Here is a 21775-nt window from a genome sequence, read left to right on the forward strand (position 1 = left end):
TTTTCGGGCCACCGTCAGGCTTGCGTCGAGGATTCTCCAACGGTCCCGGATTCCCTGTTACCGTGACCGATGCCAACCGTTTTGCGAGCCCGGCGGATCCCGATGCGGGAGTCCCCGGCCGGTCGCGCGGTCGGCGACCGGGACGTCGGTGCCACCGCGTGGCACCCGTCGACGTTTTCGTGTCCCCATCACCGCTGTGAAGGAAGGTACATGGAGACCATCGAGCGCCATCGCCGTCAGCCGCACACGCCCACCGAGTCCACACCGCCCCTGTTCGCGGAGGTCCTGCCCCCGCGACTCCCCCATCGCCCGGCGCCGGCCGACGCTCGGCACGGCGCGAGCCGCACATGAACGCGCGGGATCGTTCGCACGCGACCGCCGCGCTGGTCGAACTCCTCGACGACGCGCTCGCGGGCGAGAGCGGAATCGCCGTCGTCGGCGGCTCCGTGGCCATGGGCAAGACCACACTGCTGGCCACGTTCACCCATCGGGTACGGGCGGCCGGCGGCCTGGTCCGGTCGGCTGTGGGGTCCGAGGCGGAGGCCGGCGTCGTGCTGGGTGTGGTCGCCCAACTGCTGTACGAGGCAGCGCCGTCCGGCCCGGACGGCACGAGCGTCGACCGGCTGCTCGCGATCGCCCGGGCGCATCTGGCGGCCTCGCCGCACGGGGCGTCGGGCAGGTTGTCCGCGGTGGACGCCGAGATCGTGGAGTCGTTGTGTGCGGCTCTGCTCGGCCCGGCCGGGCACCGCCCCCTGGCCATCGTGGTGGACGACGTCCACCATGCCGACCCGGCCTCGCTCGCGTGTCTGGCCTATCTGTCCCGCCGCATGCACACCGCCCCGCTGTTGGCGGTGTTCGGCCACGGCGACGGCGCGAACGAGCAAAGCATCGACTTCGTCGAGCAGTTGCTCCGGCTGCCGCACGTACGCAGTGTGCGCTTGGCGCCGCTCGACCCGGATCAGGTACGGGTCGCGGCGACGGCGGCCGGACTCGGCGCGGACCGGGCGGGGCAGGTGGCGGTTCGAGCGCAGCGGTTGAGCGGAGGCAACCCGCTGCTGCTCGACGGGATCCTCGACGACTTCCGGCGCGGCGAACACGCGTCGTCACCGGGCTACACGCGGGCGATGCTCTCGTGCCTGCATCGGAGCCCGCCGCCCGCGGCGGTGGTGGCGCAGGCGCTGGCCGTCCTGGGCGGTCCGGAGCCGATCGCCCGACTCCTGGGTCTGGAAGCGGGTGCGGTGGCACGGTGTCTGAGCGTGCTCGACGCCTCGGGTGTGCTGGAGCGGGGCCGGTTCCGGCATCCGGTGGCGGCAGCGGCGGTCCTGGCGGATCTGGGCCCCGAAGGCACGGCGGCGCTGCATCGGAAGGCGGCGGAACTGGCGTACGCGGACGGTGCGGACGCGACCGTGGTCGCCGAGCATCTGCTGGCGGGCCGGGGGGTGCGGGCACCGTGGGCGGTGCCCGTACTCGACGCCGCCGCGTCGTCCGCGCTGGCCGAGGGCCGCAGTACCCACGCGGTCGACTGTCTGCGTCTGGCCTGTGCGTTGAGCGAGGGCGAGGGCGAACTGGCGCGGGCCACGGTGGCGTTGCTTCGGGTGGAGTGGCGGCTGGAACCCGGGATTTTGGATCGACGGATTCCCGAGCTGCTTCGGGCGGTGCGTGTCGGTGGCCCGACGGGCACCCCGGGCGGGGGCCCGGACTGCGGCGAGATCCTGGCCGTGGTCCGGGCGTTGGTGTGGACCGGGCGCTTCGACGCCGCCGGCGAGGTGGTGCGGCTTCTGGTCGAATCGGGTCGGGCCGCAACCCCCGAGGCGGGACCGGAACTGCGCGCCGCCCGGATGTGGATCCGTTGCTCGTACCCCCTACTGCTCGAACTGCTGCTCCACGTGCGGGAGTTCGACACGGCGACGCCGGGCATGCCCGGTTCGACCGAAAGTCGGCGTCACCACGACGCCGCGACGCTGCTCGACTCGGTGTTGACCAGCGGTTTCGGCGACCACGTGGTGCATACCGCCGAAAGGATTTTGCACGGCGTCCGGCTGCACGGCACCGATCTGGACACCGTCGAGTGCGCGTTGCTCGCGCTGATCTACGCGGAGCGTCCCGCGTCGGCGCTGCCGTACTGCGACGAACTGATCGCCGCCGCGCTGCAGCGGGGCGAAACGGGCAGCCAGGCCAGGCTGCACGCGCTGCGTGCGGAGATCTGCGTCCGTCTCGGCGATCTGCCCGGGGCGGTGCTGCACGCGACGACGGCGTTCGACCTGGTCCCGATCGGCGCGTGGGGCGCGGCGGTCGGCGCGCCGCTGTCCTGTCTGTTGAACGCGCTCACCTCGATGGGCCGTCTGGAGGAGGCGGCCGAACTGCTGTACCTGCCGATCCCGGAGCACATGCTCCACAGCCGACCCGGCCTGCACTATCTGCACGCGCGGGGCCGGTACGGCATGGCCGTCGGGGACTGGGAGGGAGCGCTGGCGGATTTCCGGGGGTGTGGCGAGCTGATGCTCCGCTGGGGCATGGACGTGCCGGGGCTGATCGCGTGGCGCAACGACGCCGGCGAGGCGTGGTTGCGGATGGGCGAGCGGGACCGGGCCCGGGCCGTACTGGAGGAGCAGGCGAGCCGCGGCGAGCACGGGAGTTCGCCGCGTACTCGCGGGGCGACGTTGCGCCTGTTGGCGGCGACCCACGAACCGCACCGGCGGCCGGCCCTGTTGCGTCAGGCCGTCGACGCGTTGCAGGAGAGCGGGGATCGCTACGAGTTGGCCCGCGCGCTGGCCGACCTGACCGACATGTACAACGCGGTCGGCGAGACCCGGCGGGCCCGGGTGATCGGCTCCCAGGCCAGGATCATCGCGGACACGTGCGGGGCGGAGCCGCTGAGCAGGCTGCTCCCGGCGGACCGGGACCGTCCCGACGCCGAGTCCAAGGCACCGTCGGCGCTGCTCACCGACGCGGAGCAGCGCGTCGCCGACCTGGTGGCCCTGGGCCACACGAACAGCGAGATCGCGAAACTCCTCTACATCACGGTCAGTACGGTCGAGCAACATCTGACGCGCATGTATCGCAAGGTCGGCGTCAACGACCGGGCGCAACTGGCCTCGACCCTGTTCACCGGGCCGCACTCGCAGACGGTCGGCATCTGATCCGGAGGAACAGGCCGCCGACTCGGGCCTGTTCCGAGGCGACTGCGTGGACAACCGCCCCGCATACGTCGGGCGCCCGACCGGCTCCGTACGGTGACCGCGCCGGGCGCTCGCCGGGCGCCCATCGGGTCCGTTTCCCGTCGACTTCACGGGGCAGCCATGGATCGTAGGGTAAACATCGTTTATGCGGCATCCGCACGATATGACTGTTGTATCGCGCGCGTGTGTCGACGGGAGGCAGGCATGTTCAGAGCCATAGGTGACGTCTTGGGCAAGATCGGGAGCGCCATCGCGACCGTTGTCACGTTGCCGTTCCGCGCCTTGGCCCGCCTGTTCGGCGGCGCCTCGGACTCCGCCCACGGGCGGCACTGAGCCGCCGACGGCGGGTGCGATCCGACGACACATGCGATCTGCCGCGGTTCGCGCGGGCGGTGATCAGGCGACCGCCCGAGCGCTCCGCGCCTGCCACGCCCATCCGGCGCCGAGCACCGCGCATGCCCCGACCGTTCCCAGCCCGCCGGCGAGGAACGTGCCGCGCGCGCCGACGAACGGCAGGGTCAGGCCCCCGAGCGCGGCGCCGGCCGCGATACCGGCGTTGTAGGCACCGGAGTTCGCCGCGAGGGCGAGGTCGGTGCGTCCCGGGGCGCACAGCAGCATCGCGTTCTGCGCCGCCATGAACACCGGCCCGAGCGCACCGCCCATCAGCACCAGGAACACCACCGCCGCCACCGGATGGGCCCCGAAGGCGTACAACCCGAGCAGGCCGACCGCCTGCGTGCCCACCGCAGCGGCCAGTGCGGCATACGGGAAGCGGTCGAGCAGTGCGCCGGTGATGCCCACCCCGACCAGACAGGCGACCCCGAACACGACCAGGAGCACGCCGACCGTGCTCGGGGCGAATCCGCTCACGTCGCCCAGGAACTTCACGATGTAGGTGAATCCGGCGAACGCCCCGCAGGCGGACAGGGTCCCGGCCGCGAGCACGATCGCGAACCGGCGGGCGTCGGGGGCGGTGGCGTAGGCGGCCTGCTCCTCCTCCGGCCGCGCAGTCGGCAACAGTACGGCGATCGTTGCCAGGGAGACGAGCCCCAGACCGGCCGGCACGGCCATCGGCACCTGCCAACCGCTGTGCCGGCCCAGCCAGGTCCCGGCGGGGACGCCGAGGACGAGGGCCAGCGACCCGGCGACGGACAACGCCCCGAGCACCCGCCCGCGGACCTCGGCCGCGAACAGACCGACCGCGACCGGCGCCATCACCGCCCAGAACAGCGCCTGGGCGAGCGCCGTCGACAATCGCGCCCCGAGCAGCAGTCCGTACGCGCTCGCCGACGCCGCGACCAGGCTGGACACGACGAGCGCGGCCAGTACGCCCGAGAGCACATGCCGTCGGGGCACCGCCCGCACGAGGTGCGCAAGCGGCACGGAGGCGACGGCCACGGTCACGCCGTAGCCGGTGACCAGCAGGCCGACCGCCGGCACCGACACATGCAGGCCGGCGGAGATCAGCTCCAGGAGGCCCACCGGCAGGTTCTCCGCCGTGTTGAAGGTGAAGGCGGCGAGCATCAGCGCCGCGAGTATCGCCGCCCTGTGCCACGGAGCCGGTCGTACCGGGCCGCCGAGGGGTGCTCCCGATCTTGCTCGCATCCGCGCCGTGACACCGTCCATGGCACCACCCCACCCGGCGCGCCGACCCCGCCGCAACCGGAATTCGTCGGGCAGCAGGGCCGAGCCGCGCCCGTCAGGGCCGCGTACCCGCTTCGTGTACGTCGGATTCGCCCGCGTCGTCGGCACGATCCTGCGCCCCGAAGAGCCTTTGCGCGATGACCGCGGTGCCCGGTGCGTCGCGCCCGCCCGGGCCGGGGAGCACCTCTACCGCCTCGTCGACGAGCTCTTCGCCGCAGTGACCGCACGTCACCGTGGGTGTGCACGGCCGTCCGCAGCTCTTGTGCACCAGCCGCATCGGGACTCCGTCCACGGCCAGGTGCCGGTCCCCCCAGGCCAGGAGGCTCAGGACGACGCCGTAGAGGTCGCGGCCCGCGTCCGTGAGGTGGTACTCGTGGCGCACGGGGCGCTGTTGGTAGGGCTCCCGAACCACGAGTCCGGCGGCCCGGAGGCGGTCCAGGCGATCGGCCAGGACGTTCGTGGCGATGTCGAGATCGCGACGCAGTTCGTCGAAACGCACCAATCCCAGGAACAGGTCACGCAGCACGAGCAGCGCCCACGGGTCCGCGATCAGGGCGGCGGTACGGGCCACCGAGCAGGACATGTCCGCGAATCGGTCTTTGTTCACCCGGATCAGGCTAGTGCCTTGTATTCGGCAAGTCACTGCGCCTACGGTGACTTGCAGAAGACAAGTCACTGGTTCGAGGCCGGAGGCCGGCATGTACCACACGATCGTGCGCGCGAAGACGCGGAGGATCTGGGCTCGCATGGCTCGGGGCGACTACCGGGCGGCGGTGGACATGGCCGCGCCGACGGTGCGCTTTCGCTTCGTCGGGGACGCCGCGCCCGCCGCGGAACTGGTCGGCCGGGATGCGTTCGAACAGTGGTTCGCCGATCTGTACAGGCTGCTGCCCGACCTGCGGCTGCGGCTGACCGACGTGGTGGCCAAGGGGTGGCCGTGGAAGACGACGGTCGTGGTCCGGCTGGCCGTCACCGCGACCCTGGCCGACGGCAGCCGCTACGAGAACGAGGGCGTCCAGTGGGTCACCCTGCGCTGGGGCCGCATGGTCGACGACTACGTCCTGGAGGACACGGCCCGCCTCGCCGCCGCGATCGAGCGCCAACACCACGCCGTCGCCCAGGCGGCGGGCGGCCGCTGACCGGAGCGGGCGCGGGGCGGTCACCCGGGAACACGGCGGCGGCCGCGCATCGCCGACACGCCGGCCGCGCCCGGACTACCGGGACGCGGCGGTGCCGAGACGCCACCATGGGGCCATGGCCACACGTGGGAAGCCGACTTCCGAGGACGCGGGCGTCGACGAGGACACGATCGTCGACGAGTTGTACGGCCTCGCCCCCGACGAGTTCGTCGCCGCCCGCGACGCGCACGCCCACACCGCCCGCGCCGGCGGTGACCGGGCCCTGGCAGGCCGGATCGGCGATCTGCGGCGCCCCGTCCTGGCGGCCTGGCTCGCGAACCTCCTGGTCCGCGAACACCGCGACGAAATCGACGCCTTCCTCCGACTCGGCGCCGCCATGCGCGACGCACAGGAGCAGTTGCAGGGCCCCGAACTGCGCGAACTCTCCCGCCAACGCCACCGCGTGATCGACGCGCTCCAACACCGGGCCCTCGCCCTCGCCGCCTCCCACGACCACCCCTCCCTCGGCGACACCACCCTCCGTGATCTCCAGGACACCCTGAACACGGCCCTGGCCGACCCCGAAGCCGCGCAACGACTCGCCGCCGGCAGACTCACCGCCCCACTGCACCCCGAGGACGCCTTCGCCGCCGCCCCGACGGGCCCGACGACCGAGCGAGACGAGGCCGCTCCACCCGCCGAGGCCGGGAAGACGGGGAAGACGGGGAAGGCCACCAAGGGAACCAAGGGAACCAAGGGAACCAAGGGAGCCCGGGACGCCAAAGCCACGCAGGGCGACCACGCGGCCGAAGAGCGCGCCGCCCGCGAACGCGCCCGAAAGCAGTACGAATCCGAACTCGCCCACGCCCGCACCACCGTCGACGCCGCGGAGAAGTCCGCCCGGCAGGCAACCCGCACGGCCCGGGAACGCCGCACCGCCGCCGAAAAAGCCCGAGCCGGCCACACAAAAGCCCTCGCCGAGGCCGAAGCCCTGGCCACCCGCCTCGAAAAGGCCCGCACCCGGGCCGCCCGTCTCGGCACCGCGGCCGACAAGGCGGAAGCCGAACGGACGCGCGCGGACCAGGCGGCCCAAGACGCCTCGGCCGCTGCCCGATCCGCCCGCGACGACCTCGACCGGGTCACCGCCACGCGCCCCGACTGAGCGGGGATCACCCGTCAAGGAACCGCGACAACTCCCCCGCCACGAAACGTGGGTTCTCCTCGACCAGCCAGTGCCCCGCGTTCGGCACATCCACCGCCCGCACGATGTCGGTCACGCGCGGCGCCACCGTGCCCCGGATCGCGTCGAGTTGCCCCTGCGCGGTCATCAGCAGTGTCGGCACACGTACCGGTGCCACCGCCACGGTGTCGCTGACGTCCTTGTCCAAGGCACGATAAAGCTCGAAGCCCCCCGACAGAACACCGGGCCGGCTGTAGGTGCGGGCATACTCCTCGACCTCCGCGTCGTCGAACGGGGATCGGTCCGAATTGCCGCCGAACGCCGAACCACCGAAGGCGACTTGGGGATAGAACAGCGCCAGGTACTTCCGGACGTCATTGCCCACGACCGCCTCGGGGACCCGCCGCTGGGAGTGAAAAGCGATGTGCCAACTCAGCGTTCGATACGTGCGCGCATCGATCGCGGGTCCGGGCAACGGCAGATCCAGGTAGCCGAGCCGAGCCGTGTCGCCGGGGAACTGCCCGGCGTACTGGAATGCCACCGCGGCCCCGAAGTCGTGCCCGACGACGCGGGCGTCACGCACCCCGAGCCGATCGGCGATCAGCGTGTGGACGTACCGCGCCAGGGTTGCCTTGTCGTACCCGGTCGGCGATCCGGTGCTGTCGCCCAGTCCGGGCAGGTCCACGGCGTACACGGTGTGGCGCTTGGCGAGTTCCGGCATGATCGGCCACCAGCCGTACCAGGTCTGCGGCCACCCGTGCAGCAACACCACCGGCGTGCCGCTGCCACCCGTCACATAGTGCATGCGGACGCCGTCGACATCGGCGAACTCATGCCGAAACGAACCCTCGAAGTCGCGATCACCCCGAGTCGCGGCGGCGTAGGAGGGCACATCGTCGCCACTCGACGCCGAACAGCCGGCAACGCCGACCGTGAGCAGAAGCGCAAGTACGAAGGCCACCACCACCCGCCCGGATCGAAGAAGGCGACGCGGCAACAACCCTGGTCCGAAATTCATGTATTCCTGCCCTCGGGACGGGGGATCACCGGCCGTCCGCGAAACCCGCCCGACGGCACCCGGTGACTACGGGAACCGAACGACCCCGGCAACCAGCGGCTCGTTCGACGCACCCCAGCCTCGCCGGCCCACACCACGGCGGCACGAAATCTTGCGGTTATGGCAAGTCCGGCCGATAGGGCGGTAGCCCGGTGCGCGATCGTGGTGCCTCCGACCTCCGACCTCCGAGGCGGGGCACCACGATCGGCATGGGTCAGGACTGCCGGCGCTCGATGGTGACGGACTGTATGACGATGTCCGTGAGCGGGCGGTCGTTCCTGCCCGTCGGGGCCTTCGCGATGGCGTCGACGACCTCCCGGCCCTGGACCACCTCGCCGAAGATCGTGTGCCGGTTGGTGAGGTGCGACGTCGGGGCGACGGTGATGAAGAACTGGGAGCCGTTGGTTCCCGGTCCGGCATTGGCCATCGCCAGCAGGTAGGGCCGGTCGAACTTCAGGGCGGGGTGGAACTCGTCCTCGAACTCGTATCCCGGCCCGCCCATGCCCGTTCCCTCGGGGTCGCCGCCCTGGACATGAAGGCGTCGATCACCCTATGGAAGATCGTTCCGTTGTACAGCGCTCCCTTCCCGGGCGCGCCGGTCGACGGATCACGCCACTGGCGACTGCCGTCGGCCAGTCCGACGAAGTTGGCGACGGTTTCCGGCGCGTGCTCGGGAAACAGTCGCACGACGACCTGTCCGAGCGTCGTGTTCAGCGTGGCAATCAGTTCTTCCGCCATCGATATCCCGTCCTCTCATGCGCGACCCGTGCGGGCCGCCCGCCACATGCAAGCACGCAATCGCCCACCGCAGACCCACCCGCACCGCAACAACAACGGATTCCCGCCGAAAACCCCGCCCCCCGCCCGCACTCCCACACGTAGGCTGTGGAGGTGACCGGCCCACTGTCCGACCCATCCGATCCGGACTTCTACGCCCTCGTCGCCACGGCCCGCACCGTCCTCGGAGCAGGCATCGGCGACGATCCCGACACGTGGGAAGCCGCTGTGGGGCCGGACCACCTCGACGTTCCGGGTGACGGACTCCTGCGGCGGGATCACGGGCTCGTGGAAATCTCCTTCGCGCCCGCGCCGGGAGGACGGATGGCCTGCTTCGGCTTCGGCGTGAAGATCCACCGGCTGATCCACGATCGCACTCGGCGCACGGTGCCGTCGCCCCTGTCCCGGAGGTACGGGCCGTTCGCGCCCCGCATCCGCTTCGACGAGCTCCGGGCCCGTGTCACGGGTCTGGGCCACACGGTCGAAACGGACGACGGGACGGGCGACATCCATCGCTACCGCGTGGCCGAATCCGGCGCCCGCATCTTCGTCATCGCGGATCCCGACCCCTACGCCCGCGGCGACCACGAGCCACCCGGCCCGCAGGATCATCAGGCGGGCGACGTATGGTCCATCGACGTGTCACCGGCCTGGTGGGACCCGCGGTAGCGAACCCGGCCGGGGACGATGGCCGCCCCCGCCCCGCCCCCGCACACGTCAGCCCAATGCCTCCGCGAGCACCGTCGCGGTCTCGGCGAGCAGCGCCTCATCGGCCGGCGCCGCGGCGTCGTCCTTCGTGGACAGGACCGCCATCACGATCGGCCCCCGGTCCGGCGGCCGGACGATGGCCACGTCGTTGGTGGTGCCGCAGCTTCCGGTGCCGGTCTTGTCCGCGACGACCCAGCCCGCGGGAAGCCCCGCCCGCAGCCGCTTGCCGCCGGTCGTGTTGGCCAGCAGCCACCCGGTCAACCGCTCGCGGTCCCGCGCGTCGAGCGCGCCACCCAGCGCGAGCCGGGCGTAGGTCCGGCCGAGTGCACGCGGACTCGACGTGTCCGTCACCCGCCCCGGCTCCGCCGAATTCAGCGCGGGCTCCCACCGGTCTAGTCGAGTCACTTCGTCCCCGACGGACCGACAGAAACCGGTCACCGCGCCGGGACCGCCGAGCCGACGCAGCAGCAGATTCGCCGCCCCGTTGTCGCTGTAGGCGATGGCGGCGGCGCACAGGTCCGCGACGATCATGCCGTCGGCCAGATTCTCGGGCCGCCCCGTGATCGGCGCGTACCCGGACTCGGTGACGTCCTTCTCCGTGTACCGGATGCGACTGCCCAGGAACTGCCCGTCCCGATCGAGGTCCCGCAGCACCGCGGCCACCGCGATGGTCTTGAACGACGAACACATCGGGAACAGTTCATCCGCACGATGGACCACGGCCCGCCCGGAAACCGCATCACACGCGAACACCCCGAGCCGCGCCGAATGCGCCCGCTCCAGCGCCCGCAACCGCCCGACGACCCCCCGGTCGTCCAGACCCCGCGCGACGGCGCTTCCGGCACCCGGAACAACAACGGCGAGGACCCCCGCGGCCACCCCACCGAGAACCCCGCGCCGACTCGGACCGAACTCCACAACCGTCTCCCTCGCCTCGGACACCGACCGGCGCACAGGCCGGCGATCTTCCCGCCTGCCCTCCCCCGAGATCCCTTACACCCGAAACACACTCGCCCCGCCGTCAGGGGCCGAGGGCTCCCGGCTCTCCTTCAGGGCAGCCAGGCTGATGCGCTGAACCACGGGGTTCATCGATTCGCCCTTCGCGTCCGTGGAGCCCACCGACACGACCAGCGTGCGACTCAGGTCCTCGGGTGCGGCGATGACCGTGCTGTAGCCGTAGCGGGCGCCCGACTTGATCCAGTAGACCTTGCCGCCGTACTCGAAGCGCTCGAATCCGGCACTCATCTTCGCGCCCGGGATGTCGGCGGGGACCGTGAACATCTCCCGCAGTTGCGGCAGGGGGACGATGCGGCCCCGGAAGAGCGTGGTGATCAGCCGCTCCAGATCGGCCGTCGTCGAGATCATGTCGCCCGCCGCCCAGCGGTCCGCCTGGTTCCAGTCGGTGACGTCGACGAACTCGGTCGTGCCGTCGGCCCACGCGACCGCCTGGTAGCCCCGGTTGTGCGGGCCGCGGATCCGCGGATCAGTGCCGGGGAAGTATGTGCTCGTCATGCCGGCGGGGCGCAACACGCGCCGGGTGGCCTGCGACGTGTACGAGTCTCCCGTCACCTTCTCGATCAGCATGCCGAGGATTGTGTAGTTGATGTTGAGGTAGTGCTGCCGCGTGCCCGGGTCGAACTCCGGGCCCTTCGCCACCGCCGATGCCACCACGTCGCGGGGCTTCAGGGTGTCGAAGCGGTGCGCGTAGGCCTCCTCGAAGGTGTCCCCGAAGCCGTCACCGGCCTGGATGCCACTGGTGTGGTTGAGCAACTGGCGTACGGTGACGGGCTTGAAGGGCACATGCGACCGCCCCGACTCCAACAGCCCCGGAAGATAGTGCTGTACGGATTCCCCCAGGTCGATCGTGTTGTGGGCGGCGAGTTGCAGCACCACGGCGGCGGTCACCACCTTGGTCGTCGACCCCGCCCGGAAGCGTGCACAGGCGTCCGCGTCCCGACGACTGATCAGATCGTGCACACCCGAACTGCCGCGCCACACCCCCTCGGTACCGCCGACCCGAACGAGCGCCGCGGTCGCGGTCGCATCCGGTAATCCGGCCAACGCGGCGGCCAGCGCCTCGGCGTCCGGGCCTTTCGGCTCGGTGTGTACGGCCGCCGGCGCCGGCGCGTCCGCGGCGAACGCGGGTGCGGCCAAGGGGCCGGCGGCCAGGGTCAGGACGAGAGCTGAGGCAAGGATCGAGGTACGGGTACGCATGGGCTCTTCCCAAGGATCGAAGGGACATCGCCACTTCAGTCTGCGAGGCCCGCCGTCCGCGCGAATCGTCGGCGCGGAGGACACCGACCCTGGTCCATCGGGGCAGCAACTCCCTCAAGCACTGCCGCCGTTGCCGGGGATCCCCCCTACGGGTCCGTGCCCCGCACGCGCACCGTCAGCCGTCGATGCGGTACCGCGCCCAAAACGGCGTCAGGTCCCGCGAAGCGGCCGCCCGAGCCGCCTTCTTGAACTCCGCCGTGGTGGAGATCCCGTACCGGTGGGCGGCGGCGTAGTCGCGCAGCAGCGTCTCCATCGCGGGTTCGCCGATCAGACGCCGCAGTTCGTGCAGCGCGCACTTGCCGTGGTCGTACACCACCGTCTCGTAGCGTGCCGGGTGCGCGTCCCAGTACCGCATCGAGTTCGTGATCCGCTCCGTCGGCGCGGCCCAGGACAGTTCGCTCCCGCACCCCTCCCCCGTCTTCCCGAGCGCGAGGTCCGTCGCGTATTCGGCGAACGATTCGTCGAGCCACGGGTCGTCGTACTCGTCGTTGCCCACGATCCCGTACCACCACTGGTGGGCGAGTTCGTGCACGAGCGCCGTGGGGCGCACGCGGTCCAGGACGAAGCCCGGATACTCCATGCCGCTGAACCACAGGTCGTCGTCCAGGACGATGTCCAGTTCGGTGTACGGGTACGCGCCGAAGCGCCCGGCGTGGGCGTCGACGGCCGCCCGCGCGACCTCCAACATGGCGCGGGCGTCGGCCGCTTCGACGCCGCCGTCCGCATACACGTTGATCTCGACGCCGGTCGCGGAGGTCCCGGATACCGCGGTGAACGGCCCCGCCGCCCAGGCGAAGTCCCGTACGTCGCGCGCCGTTGCGGTGGTGACGGTGCGTCCGGGTGCGCCCGGACGGTGGACCGAGGTGCCGGTGGCCGGTACCCGCAGGTTCGACGGGTGGTCGAGCGTGACGTCGAAGTCGGCGGCGAGCGAGTAGAAGGACTCACCCGTGTTCGTGTACGGGTCCAGGTGCCGGCCCGTCCCGTCCCGAACCGCCAGCACCGGCAGCGCGTTGCCGAGGAAGGCGTGGTCGCCGTCGTGGCCGAACCGGTCGATACCGGCCGGGACCCGGATCCGCAGCCGGAAGCCGATCGTGGCGCTCTCCCCTCGGCGCAGCGGCTCGCCCAACACGACCCGCAGGGCCGTGCAGCCGACGGACAGGCCCGCCGGAACACCGCCGGTGACCTCGGAGACCTCGATCGGCGGCGCCGAACACGTACCGTGCGCGTTGCCCCACAACCGCAGGTACACCTCGCCGAGCGGCGCGGCCGACACGTTGGTGAACCCCACCCGTTCGCGGCCGGTCCACCCGCTCCCCGAGGCGTCCCCGGTCACCTCGACCGTGTAGCGGGGCGCCGCCGGCGTGCGGACCGCCTCCGCCGGCGCCGCCGTGAACGCTCGTGCCCCTTCCGGGCGCACCGACCCGGAACTCGCTGCGACCCCCGCGACGAACGTGGCCAGGGCGGCTAGGGCGGCCACGGCAATTCTCATCGAACCCCTGTCCCCATCGCGATCCCCTCGCTGTCCCCGTCGGATCGGCGACGTGTGGAGGCGGGTGGCCGAGCCCGCGCTCGGCCACCCGCCGGTGCGGCGACGTGCCGCTCAGCCCTCGCTCTTGCGAGTGCGCTCGCGGTGCCGGGACACCGCCCGGTGCAGCGCCGCGTCCACTTCGGGCAGGTATTCCGCGATGTCCCGGCCCTGCGCGTACTCCACATACTCCACCGTGGCCACGGTGTGCAGCCCTTGGACGAGGAACGTGTACTCCCGTCCCTCCTCCAGCATCAGCACGATGGGCTTGTCGAAGGCGCTGGCCCAGCCCATCTCGATGTGGGTGCCCGGCGAGGCGGGGAAGCCCGGGAGCGCGACGAAGACGTCGGCCTTGCGGATCTCGTCCTGGTCGAGGCCGGTGCACTGGTCCGGGCGCATCAACTCGGCGCCCCATGCCTCGCGGCGGTGCGCGTTGTGCACGGCGAGTCCGCGTGCCTCGAAGTGTCGGATCAGGATGTCGAAGGGCGCCCGGGCATGCTCCGGCATCTCGCCGGTGGCCGGGTCGAGGAGTTGGATGAACGGCCCGGCCAGGAACAGCGAACTCACGTCGAGGCCGCACAGTTGGTCGGTCGAGGGGGCGATGGTCATGCGGCTGCCTCCGGAATGAGATCGTGGGAACGGAACGGCGTGGTCAGGTCTTGCGGAAACACTGGATGTACGCCTGGCCGCTGGTGCCGTACGTGTACTCGGTGCCCGCGTACGCCTGGTACGGATGCGACTCGACCCGGATGCTCCGGAAGTGCGGCAGGTACTGCCACCGCAGTTCCGGCCGGGTGCTGAAGAAGGGGATGAACACCCCGCCGGGGCGCAGCGCCCGCACGACCTCGGGCATGGTCCTCGCCCACAGCGCCTCGTCCTTCCATACGTCCATGTCCAGGGCGGGGTCGAAGAACATCCCGTCGATGCTCTCCGACGGCAGTTCGAAGACGCGTTGGAAGAAGTCGCCGCGTTCGATGGTGAGGTTGTCGGGCAACGTCGGGTGCTCGCTGCGGAACAACTCCTCGACCTCGTCGAAGAGTTCGAGCACGGTGTGGCTGCGGGTGGCCGGGTTGCCGGCGATGCGCAGCGCGGACAGCCCCAGGCCGAGGCCGACTTCGTAGAAGTCCCGGCCGTACTCGCACAACATGTCGGCACTGGCCCACATCAGGTCGCGCTCCCAGGCCTGCATGGCCTGTTCGCCGCCGATGCTCAGGGTCACCTCGCCGTCCTGCTCGACGAGTTCGATCTCGGGCTTGTCTCGGGTTTCCATGGCATCCGTCCTTTGCGGTGACGAGGGAAAGGGGGTTCGTGGGCGGGCGGATTCTCAGGTCGGGCGCGGCACGACCCCGAAGTGGCGGCGTGCCGTCGAGACGGCGAGGTCCTGCACGGCGAAGACCGTGAAGTAGTAGGCCTGCGGCGCGGTTTCCGCGGCGAACCGGACGCGGAAGGTGACGTCCCGGGGCCGGTCGTCCACGGCCCGGATGCGGACGGCGGCCGGTTCCACGGTCGTGTCCTCACGCAGGTACGTAGGCACGAACAGGCCCAGTCGTACCGGTCCCGGCCGGGCGGCCCGGAGCGCCACGCGCACCTCCAACACCCCGCCCTGCGCGACCTCGTCGGCCGCGTATGCCAGCAGGGACGGGGCCTCGGGCACCCGGAAGGTGACGTCGCCGCAGCGCATGCAGACCGCGCAGATCGTGTCCGAGACGTGCGGGAGCAGTCCGCGCCGGGTGAACTCCTGGGCGGGGCGCCCGCAGTGGCAGGCCACCTCCCGCACCTGCGGGTCGAGCGAACTGCGGTCGCCGAAGTGCGCGGGGTAGCTCATGATCTCGTTCTCGGGGTTCGCCACGACCTGTTCGGTGATCACGTGGTCCAGCGACTGGAGGTCGGCCGTGAGCGAGGAGCGGATCTCGTCGGGCGACTGGTCGGCGAGATGCGTCGGCCGGGCGAGCCACAGGTCCACCTTGCGCGCGAGCTTGACCAGCCTCGGACGCAACGCGTGGTTGTGCGGCAGCAGTTCCGAGGTGAGCAAGGTGGTGAGACGCCGTCCGACGGTGAGCACGAGCGGGTCGGGGCGGTGCTCGGAGGGGGTCGGCGCGGGCATGTCCCGGGGCGTGCGGGGCAATCCGAAGCGCATGAACGCCGGGTAGGGGTGCGATCCGGCGAGACCGGCGTTCAGGGTGTCCACGGAGTCCGCGCCGGCCAGGGCCGCGCGCATCCACGCGACGTTCTCCGGCCGGTCGGAGTCGTGCACGGAGACTGCGGCCACGACCGTGCGGGCCGGTCCGTCCAGGGCGTTGAGGAGCAGTTGATACCGGGGGTCGTACAGCGCGAGGTCGGCCAGCGGTCCGCTGTTGCAGGCGCTGAGCACCACCTCGGCCGCCTCCACGCGGTTGAGCGGGATCAGCTTGTCCTCGGGCTTGTAGCAGGGCAGTCCGTACGCGCAGCGCGGCCCGAGCAGTCCGGCCCGGGCCGGCACGGCCGCGTTCAGGCCGCAGATCGTGAACTCGCCGAGGTTGACGCTGTCGTCCTTGCCGTGCCCCTGGAACGCCACCCGGTGCCAGCGCGTGCCCAGGACCTCGGCGCGGATGTCGACCCGTTCGAAATCCCGGTCGTCGAACACCCGGACCCCGGACGGGTGCGGCGGGCGGTCGGTGTCGGTGAACAGGCCGATCGCGTCGACCCCGGCGGCCGGTGTCGAGGTGTACTGCTTGGCCACATTCCAGGCCACCGAGGCCGCGTCGCGTCCGCTCAGCAGGGTGAGGCCGGGCTCGCGGCCGCGGTAGGTGGTCAACAGCAGGCCGCGGATCGGGTCCAGGTTGAGCCGGTCGTAGCACCCGACGAGCAGCAGTGTCCCGGGGTGTCGACGCCGGAACGCCTCCGCCGTGCCGCAGAGTTCGTGCTCGGTGACCCACGTGCGGGCGAGCGGGCGGGCCAGCGCGGGCAGGCCGTCGGGCAGGTCCTCCGCCCCGAGCAGGACGCCGACGTCCAGGGGCTCGGGGAGTTCGATCCCGGCGTACAGGCGCGAGGCCAGGTCGACGGCGTGCGCCAGGTCCGGGCGTTCCGCGCACGCCACGGGCACGGGGGTGTGCGCGGGCGCGACCAGGAACTCGGCCACCGCCTGGGGCAGTCGGTCGACGTCGACCACGGTGAACAGCGCGCCGGCGGGCGTCGGATCCGGGCGGTCTGGTGCTGCGGCGACAACGGGAGCGTTCATGACGGGTGACCTCGTGTGTGATGTGGATTGGCCCGGTCGGGCACGGGACGAACCGGGGGCGGATGGGGATTCCGTGGGCGGTGGACGGCGATGGCAGGGTCGGAACGGTCCCGGCGGAGCGGTCGCAGCGGGGCGGTCACGTCGCGCACCGCGCCGGGGCCGCGGCCTCGGGAACGAGCAACCCGCGCCCCGCGAAGGCCAGTCCCGCCCCCACCAGGGCCACGCCGAACGCGACCGTGAACACACCGCGCGGACCGATCGGGTCCATCAGCAGACCACCGACCTGTTGACCCACCGCGTCCCCGAGGACCGTTGCCAGCGACGCCCAGGTGAACGCCTGTGCCAGCAGCCGCCGGTCCGCGAGGGCGCCGACGAGGGTCATCTCGCCGGCCGACACCAGGGCCATCGGCATGCTCCCGACCACCAGGGCGATGCCCAGGGTCACCGGGGTGGTGGTGGGCACGGTCAGCCCCGTACCGATCGCGTAGGCGAGCACCAGCCGGGGAAAGCGCACATGCATCGCGACCCGCGACGGGGCACGCCCCAGCCACAGCGCGCCCAGTGCGCTGCCGACTCCCCAGCACGCGTACACGACTCCCGTGCCGTCGCTCGATCCGTGCGCGGACACCGAGGCCGGAATGGCCAGCGTCATCAGACCGATCGGGACGGCGCTCGCCGCCATCACGCCCATCAGCACGAGCATCGACGGATCACGCAGGGGGTGGCGCGGCGTATCCCGGGCGGCGACCCCCTCCGGGCCGGACTCGGTCGCCGCCTCCGGGCTCGTGGGCACGCGCACGCAGGCCAGGCCGAGGGCGCCCGCGCCGCCGACGACGGCGACCACGGTCAGCGCCGTTCCGGCGGATCCGCACACCATCAGGGCCGCGAGCATCAGTGGCGCGCCGATGACCAGGACCTCGGTGAGCAGGGCTTCCCAGAGGTAGGCGGTCTCGCGTTGCGCGTCGTCGAGCGGCATGCGCGCCCACAGCGCCCGCATGCACGCGTTCGTCGGCGGCAGTGCGATGCCCGAGGCGACGGCCAGGACGGGCTGCGCCCAGGAACCGGGTCGGGTGGCCCACACCAGCGCGGCGAGCGTGGCCGGATAGGCGAGGCCGGTCACGATCAGCACGCCTCGGCGGCCGTCGCGGTCGAGCAGCCGGGCGATCAGCGGACTGCCGAGGGCCATGCCCGCCGTATACAGCGCGGCGATCAGCCCGGCCTGCGGGTAACTCCCGCCCTGCTCGCGGATCGTCAGCACCATGGCCAGCGACATCAGGTAGACGGGCAACCGGGCGACGACACTCCACCAGGCCACACCGGCGACGCCCGGGCGGGTGAGCAGGGCACGGAAGCGGGGGAGCAGCCCACCGTCGGGCCCGGAAGCCGCCGCCGGTGCCGAGTTCCCGGCGGCCGGGCCCGGGGCGACCTCGGATCCGGCGTCGATCCCGGTATCGGTGCCGTCCCGACGCGGAGCGGCGGTCATCCGGACACCGGATCGGGTTCGCGGACCGGGGCCACCTCGATCGTGAAGGCGTCCAGGACCGCCCTCATGCGCTGTTCGACCTGCCCGATCGACTCGCCCACGACGTGGACGTGCCCCGAGGCGTTGTGCGAGGCGCGGCGGGCCGTCACCGAGTCGCCGACCCCGGCCCGCACGACCGCGTCGACCACGCCCGGCAGGCGCAGGAGTTCGTCCGCCGAGGTGACCCGGCGCACCGTTCCCGATCCGGGCAGCGGCAGCAGCAGATCCCCGGCGCACCGGCGTTCGCGGTAGTCCAGGCGGGGGCGGCGCCCCAGGTACACGTCCAGCGTCGCCGCGAAGACGTCGAATCCGTAGGCGTGTCCGTGGTTGGCGGGGATCTCGCAGCCGGCCAGTCGGATCCCGATCTCGCCGGCGTACACCTGCCCGTCGACCACGAAGAACTCCATGTGGGCGTATCCGTGGTCGATGCCCATGCCGGTGACGATGCGCTGGAGCAGGTCGGGCAGATCCACGGCCGGGCCCTCGTCCGTGGCGACGCTGATGTTGGCGTTCATCGCGCCGTCGACGATGGCCAGCGGGCGGTGGGGCATCGCGCTGGGCCAGGCGCTCAGCACCTCGCCGTCGTGGATGAGCGCGCACACCTCCCATTCGGTGCCGCCGAGGTACTGCTCGACCATGAAGTCCCGGGCGGCGAGGTCGATGTCCCGCACCGCGTCCCGGCCGCGCAGCAGGTGGGTGTCGACGCAGGCGAACGAGTCCACCGGCTTGAGGACGAGCGGCCAGCCGTGTTCGGCGGCGAACCGCTCCACCTCGGCCGCCGACCGCACCCGGTCGAAGGCGGCGGTACGCAGGCCGAGTTCGCGAAATCGCCGCTTCATCGCGGCCTTGTCGCGCACCCAGGCCACCTGGTGTTCGCCGAGGTGGGGCAACCCGGCCAGGGCGGCGAAGCGCTGTGCGACGTGCTGACGCGGCTCGGAGGGGTTGCAGAACCGGGTGGGTGGCGTGGGCAGTTCGGCGGCCCACTCCCGGTAGCGCCTGGCCTCCTCTGCCAGGGGCGCCCCCTCGCGAACCCAGAACGCCGGCAGGTGCGCGGTCTCGCTCAGGTAGTCCTCCCGCAGATCGCCACGCGCCTCGGCGAACCGCAGCAGGACCAGTTCCTGGGGCAACGCCCGCGCCGCGTAGCGGGTGAACGAGGAGGCACGGTCGTCCACCATCAGCAGCGCGGGCGCCCGCCCCGTGCTCACACCGCCTCCAGGACGCGTCGGATCGCCTTGACCGCGGCGACCTGTTCCGCTTCCGGCAACTCCGGGGCCAGCGGCACACACAGCGTGCGGTCCAACCGGTCGCGGGTACGGGCGAATCCGTCGTGGCTGAGCATGAGCGAGCCCTCGGGGGCGAAATTCCACGGGAAGCCGTCGGCGTAGATCGAGCGGCGGCCGGTGAGTACCGGATGCTCCGGCAACAGGTATTTGTTCAGCGTCCAGTTGGCGATGCCCTCGGCGGTCAGCGCGGCCACGGCGGCGTCGCGCAGGGCGCGGTCGCGGCAGCGGAAGCGCAGGCTGACCTTCGCGTCGCCCGCCGCGCGCGGCCGTACCTCCAGGTCCGCACGGTCCGGCAGGTCCCGCATCGCGATGGCGTACATGCGCTCCAGCCCCTCGAGGAGCTCGTCGAGGTGGCGGAACTGCTGGCACTGGACCGCGGCGACCTGCTCGCCGGTGACGAAGTTCTCGCCGTAGTGGGCGTCTTCGTTCCAGGTGGGATAGCGCCCGGGCACCCGCGCCGAGCCGTGGTCGTGGTAGCGGCGCATCGCCGCCCAGGCCTGCTCGTCGTTGCTGATCACCAACCCGCCCTCGCCCGAGGTGAGGATCTTGTTGTGGTGGAAGCTGAAGGTCCCCGCGTAGCCCGCGGTCCCCACCGAACGGCCGTCCGGGAAGCGGGCGCCGAGGGACTGGGCGCAGTCCTCGATGAGATACGGCACGCCCTCGGGCAGCGTGGCCACCGTGCCCTCCATGTGGGCCACGATCACCCGTTCGGCGTCGGCCGGCAGCAGCGTGGGGTCCAGCGACAACGAGTCGTCGGCGTCCACCAGTACCGGGATCAGCCCGCAGGACAACACCGCGCCGGCCACCGCCACGAACGTGACGGCCGGCATGTACACCCGGTCCCCGATGCGCGGGCGGGTGGCGATCAGCGCGAGCCTCAGCGCCTCGGTGCAGTTGTGTACGGCCAACGTGTGGGCTGCGCCCAGGCGTTCGCAGGTGACCCGCTCCAACCGCGAGGCCATGCTCTCGGTCTCGGTCTGGTAGCGGAACAACACCCGGTGGTCGATGACCTCCCGCAGCTCCGTCATGTCGGACCAGTCGAGCCAGTTCGCGCCGTAGGGCAGGAAGCGCTGTCCCAGTCGCTTGTCCAGGGTCATTGCGCGTCCGCCTCCGTGATCGGGTACACCGCGTTGTCGACGAGCATTTCCTCGCCCTTGTGGTTGCGCAGGCGCAGGCCGTCGGGGGTGACGCTGAAGTAGGGTCGCGCGATGGGGATCTTGCCGAGGCGGGTGGTCAGCACGTACTGCGGCACCCCGAACCCGGTGATGTGGCCCTGGAGGCCCTCCATGATCTCCCAGCCCTTGGCCACGGAGGTCATGAAGTGCGAGACGCCGGTGACGTTGTCGCAGTGGTACAGGTAGTACGGGCGGACCCGGATGCGCAGCAGTTCCGTCATCAGCGTGCGCATGGTCGCGACGTCGTCGTTGATCCCGCGCAGCAGCACGGTCTGGTTCCCGACCGGGATCCCGTGACGCAGCATGCGGTCCACCGCCGCGCTCGCCTCCGGGGTGATCTCCTTGGGGTGGTTGAAGTGGGTGTTGATCCACACCGGGTGATGGCGGGCCAGCATCTCGCACAGTTCGTCGGTGATGCGCTGCGGCAACAACACCGGGAATCGACTGCCGATCCGGATGATCTCCACGGTCGGGATCGCCCGCAGTCCCGCGATGATCTCCTCGAGTTTGCCGTCCCGATAGGACAGCGGATCCCCGCCGGTCAGCAACACGTCCCGGATCTCCGGGTGATCGGCGATGTAGCGCAGATCCTCGTCGAAGGACTCGCCCTCGTCGTCGCGGAAGTAGGTGCCGTTGACGTCGGTGGTGTGGAACTTGCGCGTGCAGTGCCGGCAGTACACCGGGCACGCCTCGGTGACCAGCAGGATGACGCGGTCCGGATACTTGTGCACGACGCGGTTGGTCTTGCGGTAGTACGTGTCGCCGACGGGGTCGACCTCCGCGCCGGTGAACTCGACCAGTTCGCCGCCCGCGGGCACGGCCTGTTGTCGCACGGGGCACAGCGGGTCGTCGGGATCCATCAGCGAGGCGTAGTAGGGCGTGACGCTCCAGCGATATCGCCCCGCCACCCCGGCGATCGCCTGCTCCTCCTCGGGGCTGAGGTTGATCCACTGCCGGGCCTTGTCGACGTTGGTGATGCGTCGACGCATGTGCCAGTGCCAGTCGTTCCAGTCCGAGTCGGGGACATCGGGGCGCACGATCGTGGGGGCGGCCTGGGTGTCGGTGTCGAGGGGTGTGGTGGACATGGCGGCTCCAGGGTTGACGGGCCTTCGGCGA

Annotated in this window: 18 protein-coding genes and 1 pseudogene; 5 read left to right on the forward strand and 14 right to left on the reverse strand. The window is 71.4% G+C overall.

The window, feature by feature from the left end; genetic code table 11:
• The first annotated feature begins 347 nt into the window (after nt 1–347).
• Entirely contained in the window at nt 348–3140 is a 2793-nt protein-coding gene (locus B4N89_RS38230; RefSeq protein WP_078981140.1) for a helix-turn-helix transcriptional regulator, read from the forward strand.
• A gap of 243 nt (nt 3141–3383) precedes the next feature.
• Nucleotides 3384–3512, forward strand: a complete 129-nt coding sequence (locus B4N89_RS52815) for an LPFR motif small protein (protein ID WP_268812575.1) — start codon at nt 3384–3386, stop codon at nt 3510–3512.
• A 63-nt stretch (nt 3513–3575) separates the two neighbouring features.
• On the opposite strand, the gene B4N89_RS38235 is transcribed toward B4N89_RS52815, so the two are convergent.
• Both B4N89_RS38235 and B4N89_RS38240 read right to left on the reverse strand, forming a co-directional pair.
• Nucleotides 3576–4703, reverse strand: a complete 1128-nt coding sequence (locus B4N89_RS38235; RefSeq protein ID WP_414646464.1) for an MFS transporter — start codon at nt 4701–4703, stop codon at nt 3576–3578.
• Nucleotides 4704–4878: 175 nt separating this feature from the next.
• Entirely contained in the window at nt 4879–5430 is a 552-nt protein-coding gene (locus B4N89_RS38240) for a winged helix-turn-helix transcriptional regulator (RefSeq protein WP_078981141.1), read from the reverse strand.
• A 91-nt stretch (nt 5431–5521) separates the two neighbouring features.
• Here B4N89_RS38240 and B4N89_RS38245 point away from each other — a divergent pair, with 91 nt between their 5' ends.
• Together B4N89_RS38245 and B4N89_RS38250 are read left to right on the forward strand one after the other, a co-directional pair.
• The gene (locus B4N89_RS38245) at nt 5522–5962 is read left to right on the forward strand and encodes a nuclear transport factor 2 family protein (protein WP_161500958.1); all 441 of its coding nucleotides are present in this window, start codon (nt 5522–5524) and stop codon (nt 5960–5962) included.
• Between the two features lie 115 nt (nt 5963–6077).
• A complete protein-coding gene (locus B4N89_RS38250; protein WP_078981143.1) occupies nt 6078–7103 on the forward strand; it encodes a hypothetical protein in 1026 nt (341 codons plus the stop codon).
• 7 nt (nt 7104–7110) lie between these two features.
• Here the strand turns inward: B4N89_RS38250 and B4N89_RS38255 are convergent, their stop codons facing one another.
• Nucleotides 7111–8139 (reverse strand): alpha/beta fold hydrolase, encoded by a 1029-nt coding sequence (locus tag B4N89_RS38255; RefSeq protein WP_078981144.1) that lies wholly within the window; start codon nt 8137–8139, stop codon nt 7111–7113.
• Nucleotides 8140–8392: 253 nt separating this feature from the next.
• Nucleotides 8393–8916, reverse strand: a pseudogene (locus B4N89_RS38260) (peptidylprolyl isomerase).
• 153 nt (nt 8917–9069) lie between these two features.
• On the opposite strand from B4N89_RS38260, the gene B4N89_RS38265 reads away from it, so the two are divergent.
• On the forward strand, nt 9070–9624 hold the full coding sequence (locus B4N89_RS38265; protein WP_235619202.1) for a hypothetical protein: 555 nt from the start codon (nt 9070–9072) through the stop codon (nt 9622–9624).
• A gap of 48 nt (nt 9625–9672) precedes the next feature.
• Here B4N89_RS38265 and bla read toward each other — a convergent pair whose 3' ends face one another.
• From bla to blsG, 10 genes are all read right to left on the reverse strand, one after another.
• Nucleotides 9673–10581, reverse strand: a complete 909-nt coding sequence (bla, locus tag B4N89_RS38270; RefSeq protein WP_078981145.1) for a class A beta-lactamase — start codon at nt 10579–10581, stop codon at nt 9673–9675.
• A 75-nt stretch (nt 10582–10656) separates the two neighbouring features.
• Nucleotides 10657–11877 carry a serine hydrolase domain-containing protein gene (locus B4N89_RS38275; RefSeq protein WP_078981146.1) on the reverse strand — a complete coding sequence of 407 codons (1221 nt, stop codon included), beginning with the start codon at nt 11875–11877 and terminating at the stop codon, nt 10657–10659.
• Nucleotides 11878–12052: 175 nt separating this feature from the next.
• The gene (locus B4N89_RS38280; RefSeq protein WP_321170748.1) at nt 12053–13414 is read right to left on the reverse strand and encodes a M1 family metallopeptidase; all 1362 of its coding nucleotides are present in this window, start codon (nt 13412–13414) and stop codon (nt 12053–12055) included.
• 123 nt (nt 13415–13537) lie between these two features.
• Complete coding sequence (locus B4N89_RS38285; protein ID WP_078981148.1) at nt 13538–14071, reverse strand: nucleoside 2-deoxyribosyltransferase; 534 nt, start codon at nt 14069–14071, stop codon at nt 13538–13540.
• A gap of 43 nt (nt 14072–14114) precedes the next feature.
• Nucleotides 14115–14732, reverse strand: coding sequence for a class I SAM-dependent methyltransferase (locus B4N89_RS38290; protein WP_078981149.1), 618 nt, complete (start codon nt 14730–14732; stop codon nt 14115–14117).
• Nucleotides 14733–14786: 54 nt separating this feature from the next.
• Entirely contained in the window at nt 14787–16679 is a 1893-nt protein-coding gene (locus tag B4N89_RS38295; RefSeq protein WP_078981150.1) for a hypothetical protein, read from the reverse strand.
• 136 nt (nt 16680–16815) lie between these two features.
• Entirely contained in the window at nt 16816–18162 is a 1347-nt protein-coding gene (locus B4N89_RS38300) for an MFS transporter (RefSeq protein ID WP_078981151.1), read from the reverse strand.
• On the reverse strand, nt 18159–19406 hold the full coding sequence (locus B4N89_RS38305; RefSeq protein ID WP_235619203.1) for an ATP-grasp domain-containing protein: 1248 nt from the start codon (nt 19404–19406) through the stop codon (nt 18159–18161). Before B4N89_RS38305 ends, B4N89_RS38300 begins: the two co-directional genes overlap by 4 nt.
• Nucleotides 19403–20581, reverse strand: coding sequence for a DegT/DnrJ/EryC1/StrS family aminotransferase (locus tag B4N89_RS38310; RefSeq protein WP_078981152.1), 1179 nt, complete (start codon nt 20579–20581; stop codon nt 19403–19405). The genes B4N89_RS38305 and B4N89_RS38310 overlap by 4 nt, the downstream gene beginning before the upstream one ends.
• Nucleotides 20578–21744 carry an arginine 2,3-aminomutase gene (gene blsG / locus B4N89_RS38315; RefSeq protein ID WP_078981153.1) on the reverse strand — a complete coding sequence of 389 codons (1167 nt, stop codon included), beginning with the start codon at nt 21742–21744 and terminating at the stop codon, nt 20578–20580. The genes B4N89_RS38310 and blsG overlap by 4 nt, the downstream gene beginning before the upstream one ends.
• Nucleotides 21745–21775: the final 31 nt, after the last annotated feature.

Source organism: Embleya scabrispora, from assembly GCF_002024165.1.
GTDB classification, from domain to species: domain Bacteria; phylum Actinomycetota; class Actinomycetes; order Streptomycetales; family Streptomycetaceae; genus Embleya; species Embleya scabrispora_A.

Bases quoted from the DNA above. Each gene is read 5' to 3' on its own strand.
- B4N89_RS38230 (WP_078981140.1), top strand. From the start codon at position 348: ATGAACGCGCGGGATCGTTCGCACGCGACCGCCGCGCTGGTCGAACTC.
- B4N89_RS52815 (WP_268812575.1), top strand. From the start codon at position 3,384: ATGTTCAGAGCCATAGGTGACGTCTTGGGCAAGATCGGGAGCGCCATC.
- B4N89_RS38235 (WP_414646464.1), bottom strand. From the start codon at position 4,703: ATGCTCGCCGCCTTCACCTTCAACACGGCGGAGAACCTGCCGGTGGGC.
- B4N89_RS38245 (WP_161500958.1), top strand. From the start codon at position 5,522: ATGTACCACACGATCGTGCGCGCGAAGACGCGGAGGATCTGGGCTCGC.
- B4N89_RS38250 (WP_078981143.1), top strand. From the start codon at position 6,078: ATGGCCACACGTGGGAAGCCGACTTCCGAGGACGCGGGCGTCGACGAG.
- B4N89_RS38255 (WP_078981144.1), bottom strand. From the start codon at position 8,139: ATGAATTTCGGACCAGGGTTGTTGCCGCGTCGCCTTCTTCGATCCGGG.
- B4N89_RS38275 (WP_078981146.1), bottom strand. From the start codon at position 11,877: ATGCGTACCCGTACCTCGATCCTTGCCTCAGCTCTCGTCCTGACCCTG.
- B4N89_RS38285 (WP_078981148.1), bottom strand. From the start codon at position 14,071: ATGACCATCGCCCCCTCGACCGACCAACTGTGCGGCCTCGACGTGAGT.
- B4N89_RS38290 (WP_078981149.1), bottom strand. From the start codon at position 14,732: ATGGAAACCCGAGACAAGCCCGAGATCGAACTCGTCGAGCAGGACGGC.
- B4N89_RS38295 (WP_078981150.1), bottom strand. From the start codon at position 16,679: ATGAACGCTCCCGTTGTCGCCGCAGCACCAGACCGCCCGGATCCGACG.
- B4N89_RS38300 (WP_078981151.1), bottom strand. From the start codon at position 18,162: ATGACCGCCGCTCCGCGTCGGGACGGCACCGATACCGGGATCGACGCC.
- B4N89_RS38310 (WP_078981152.1), bottom strand. From the start codon at position 20,581: ATGACCCTGGACAAGCGACTGGGACAGCGCTTCCTGCCCTACGGCGCG.
- blsG (WP_078981153.1), bottom strand. From the start codon at position 21,744: ATGTCCACCACACCCCTCGACACCGACACCCAGGCCGCCCCCACGATC.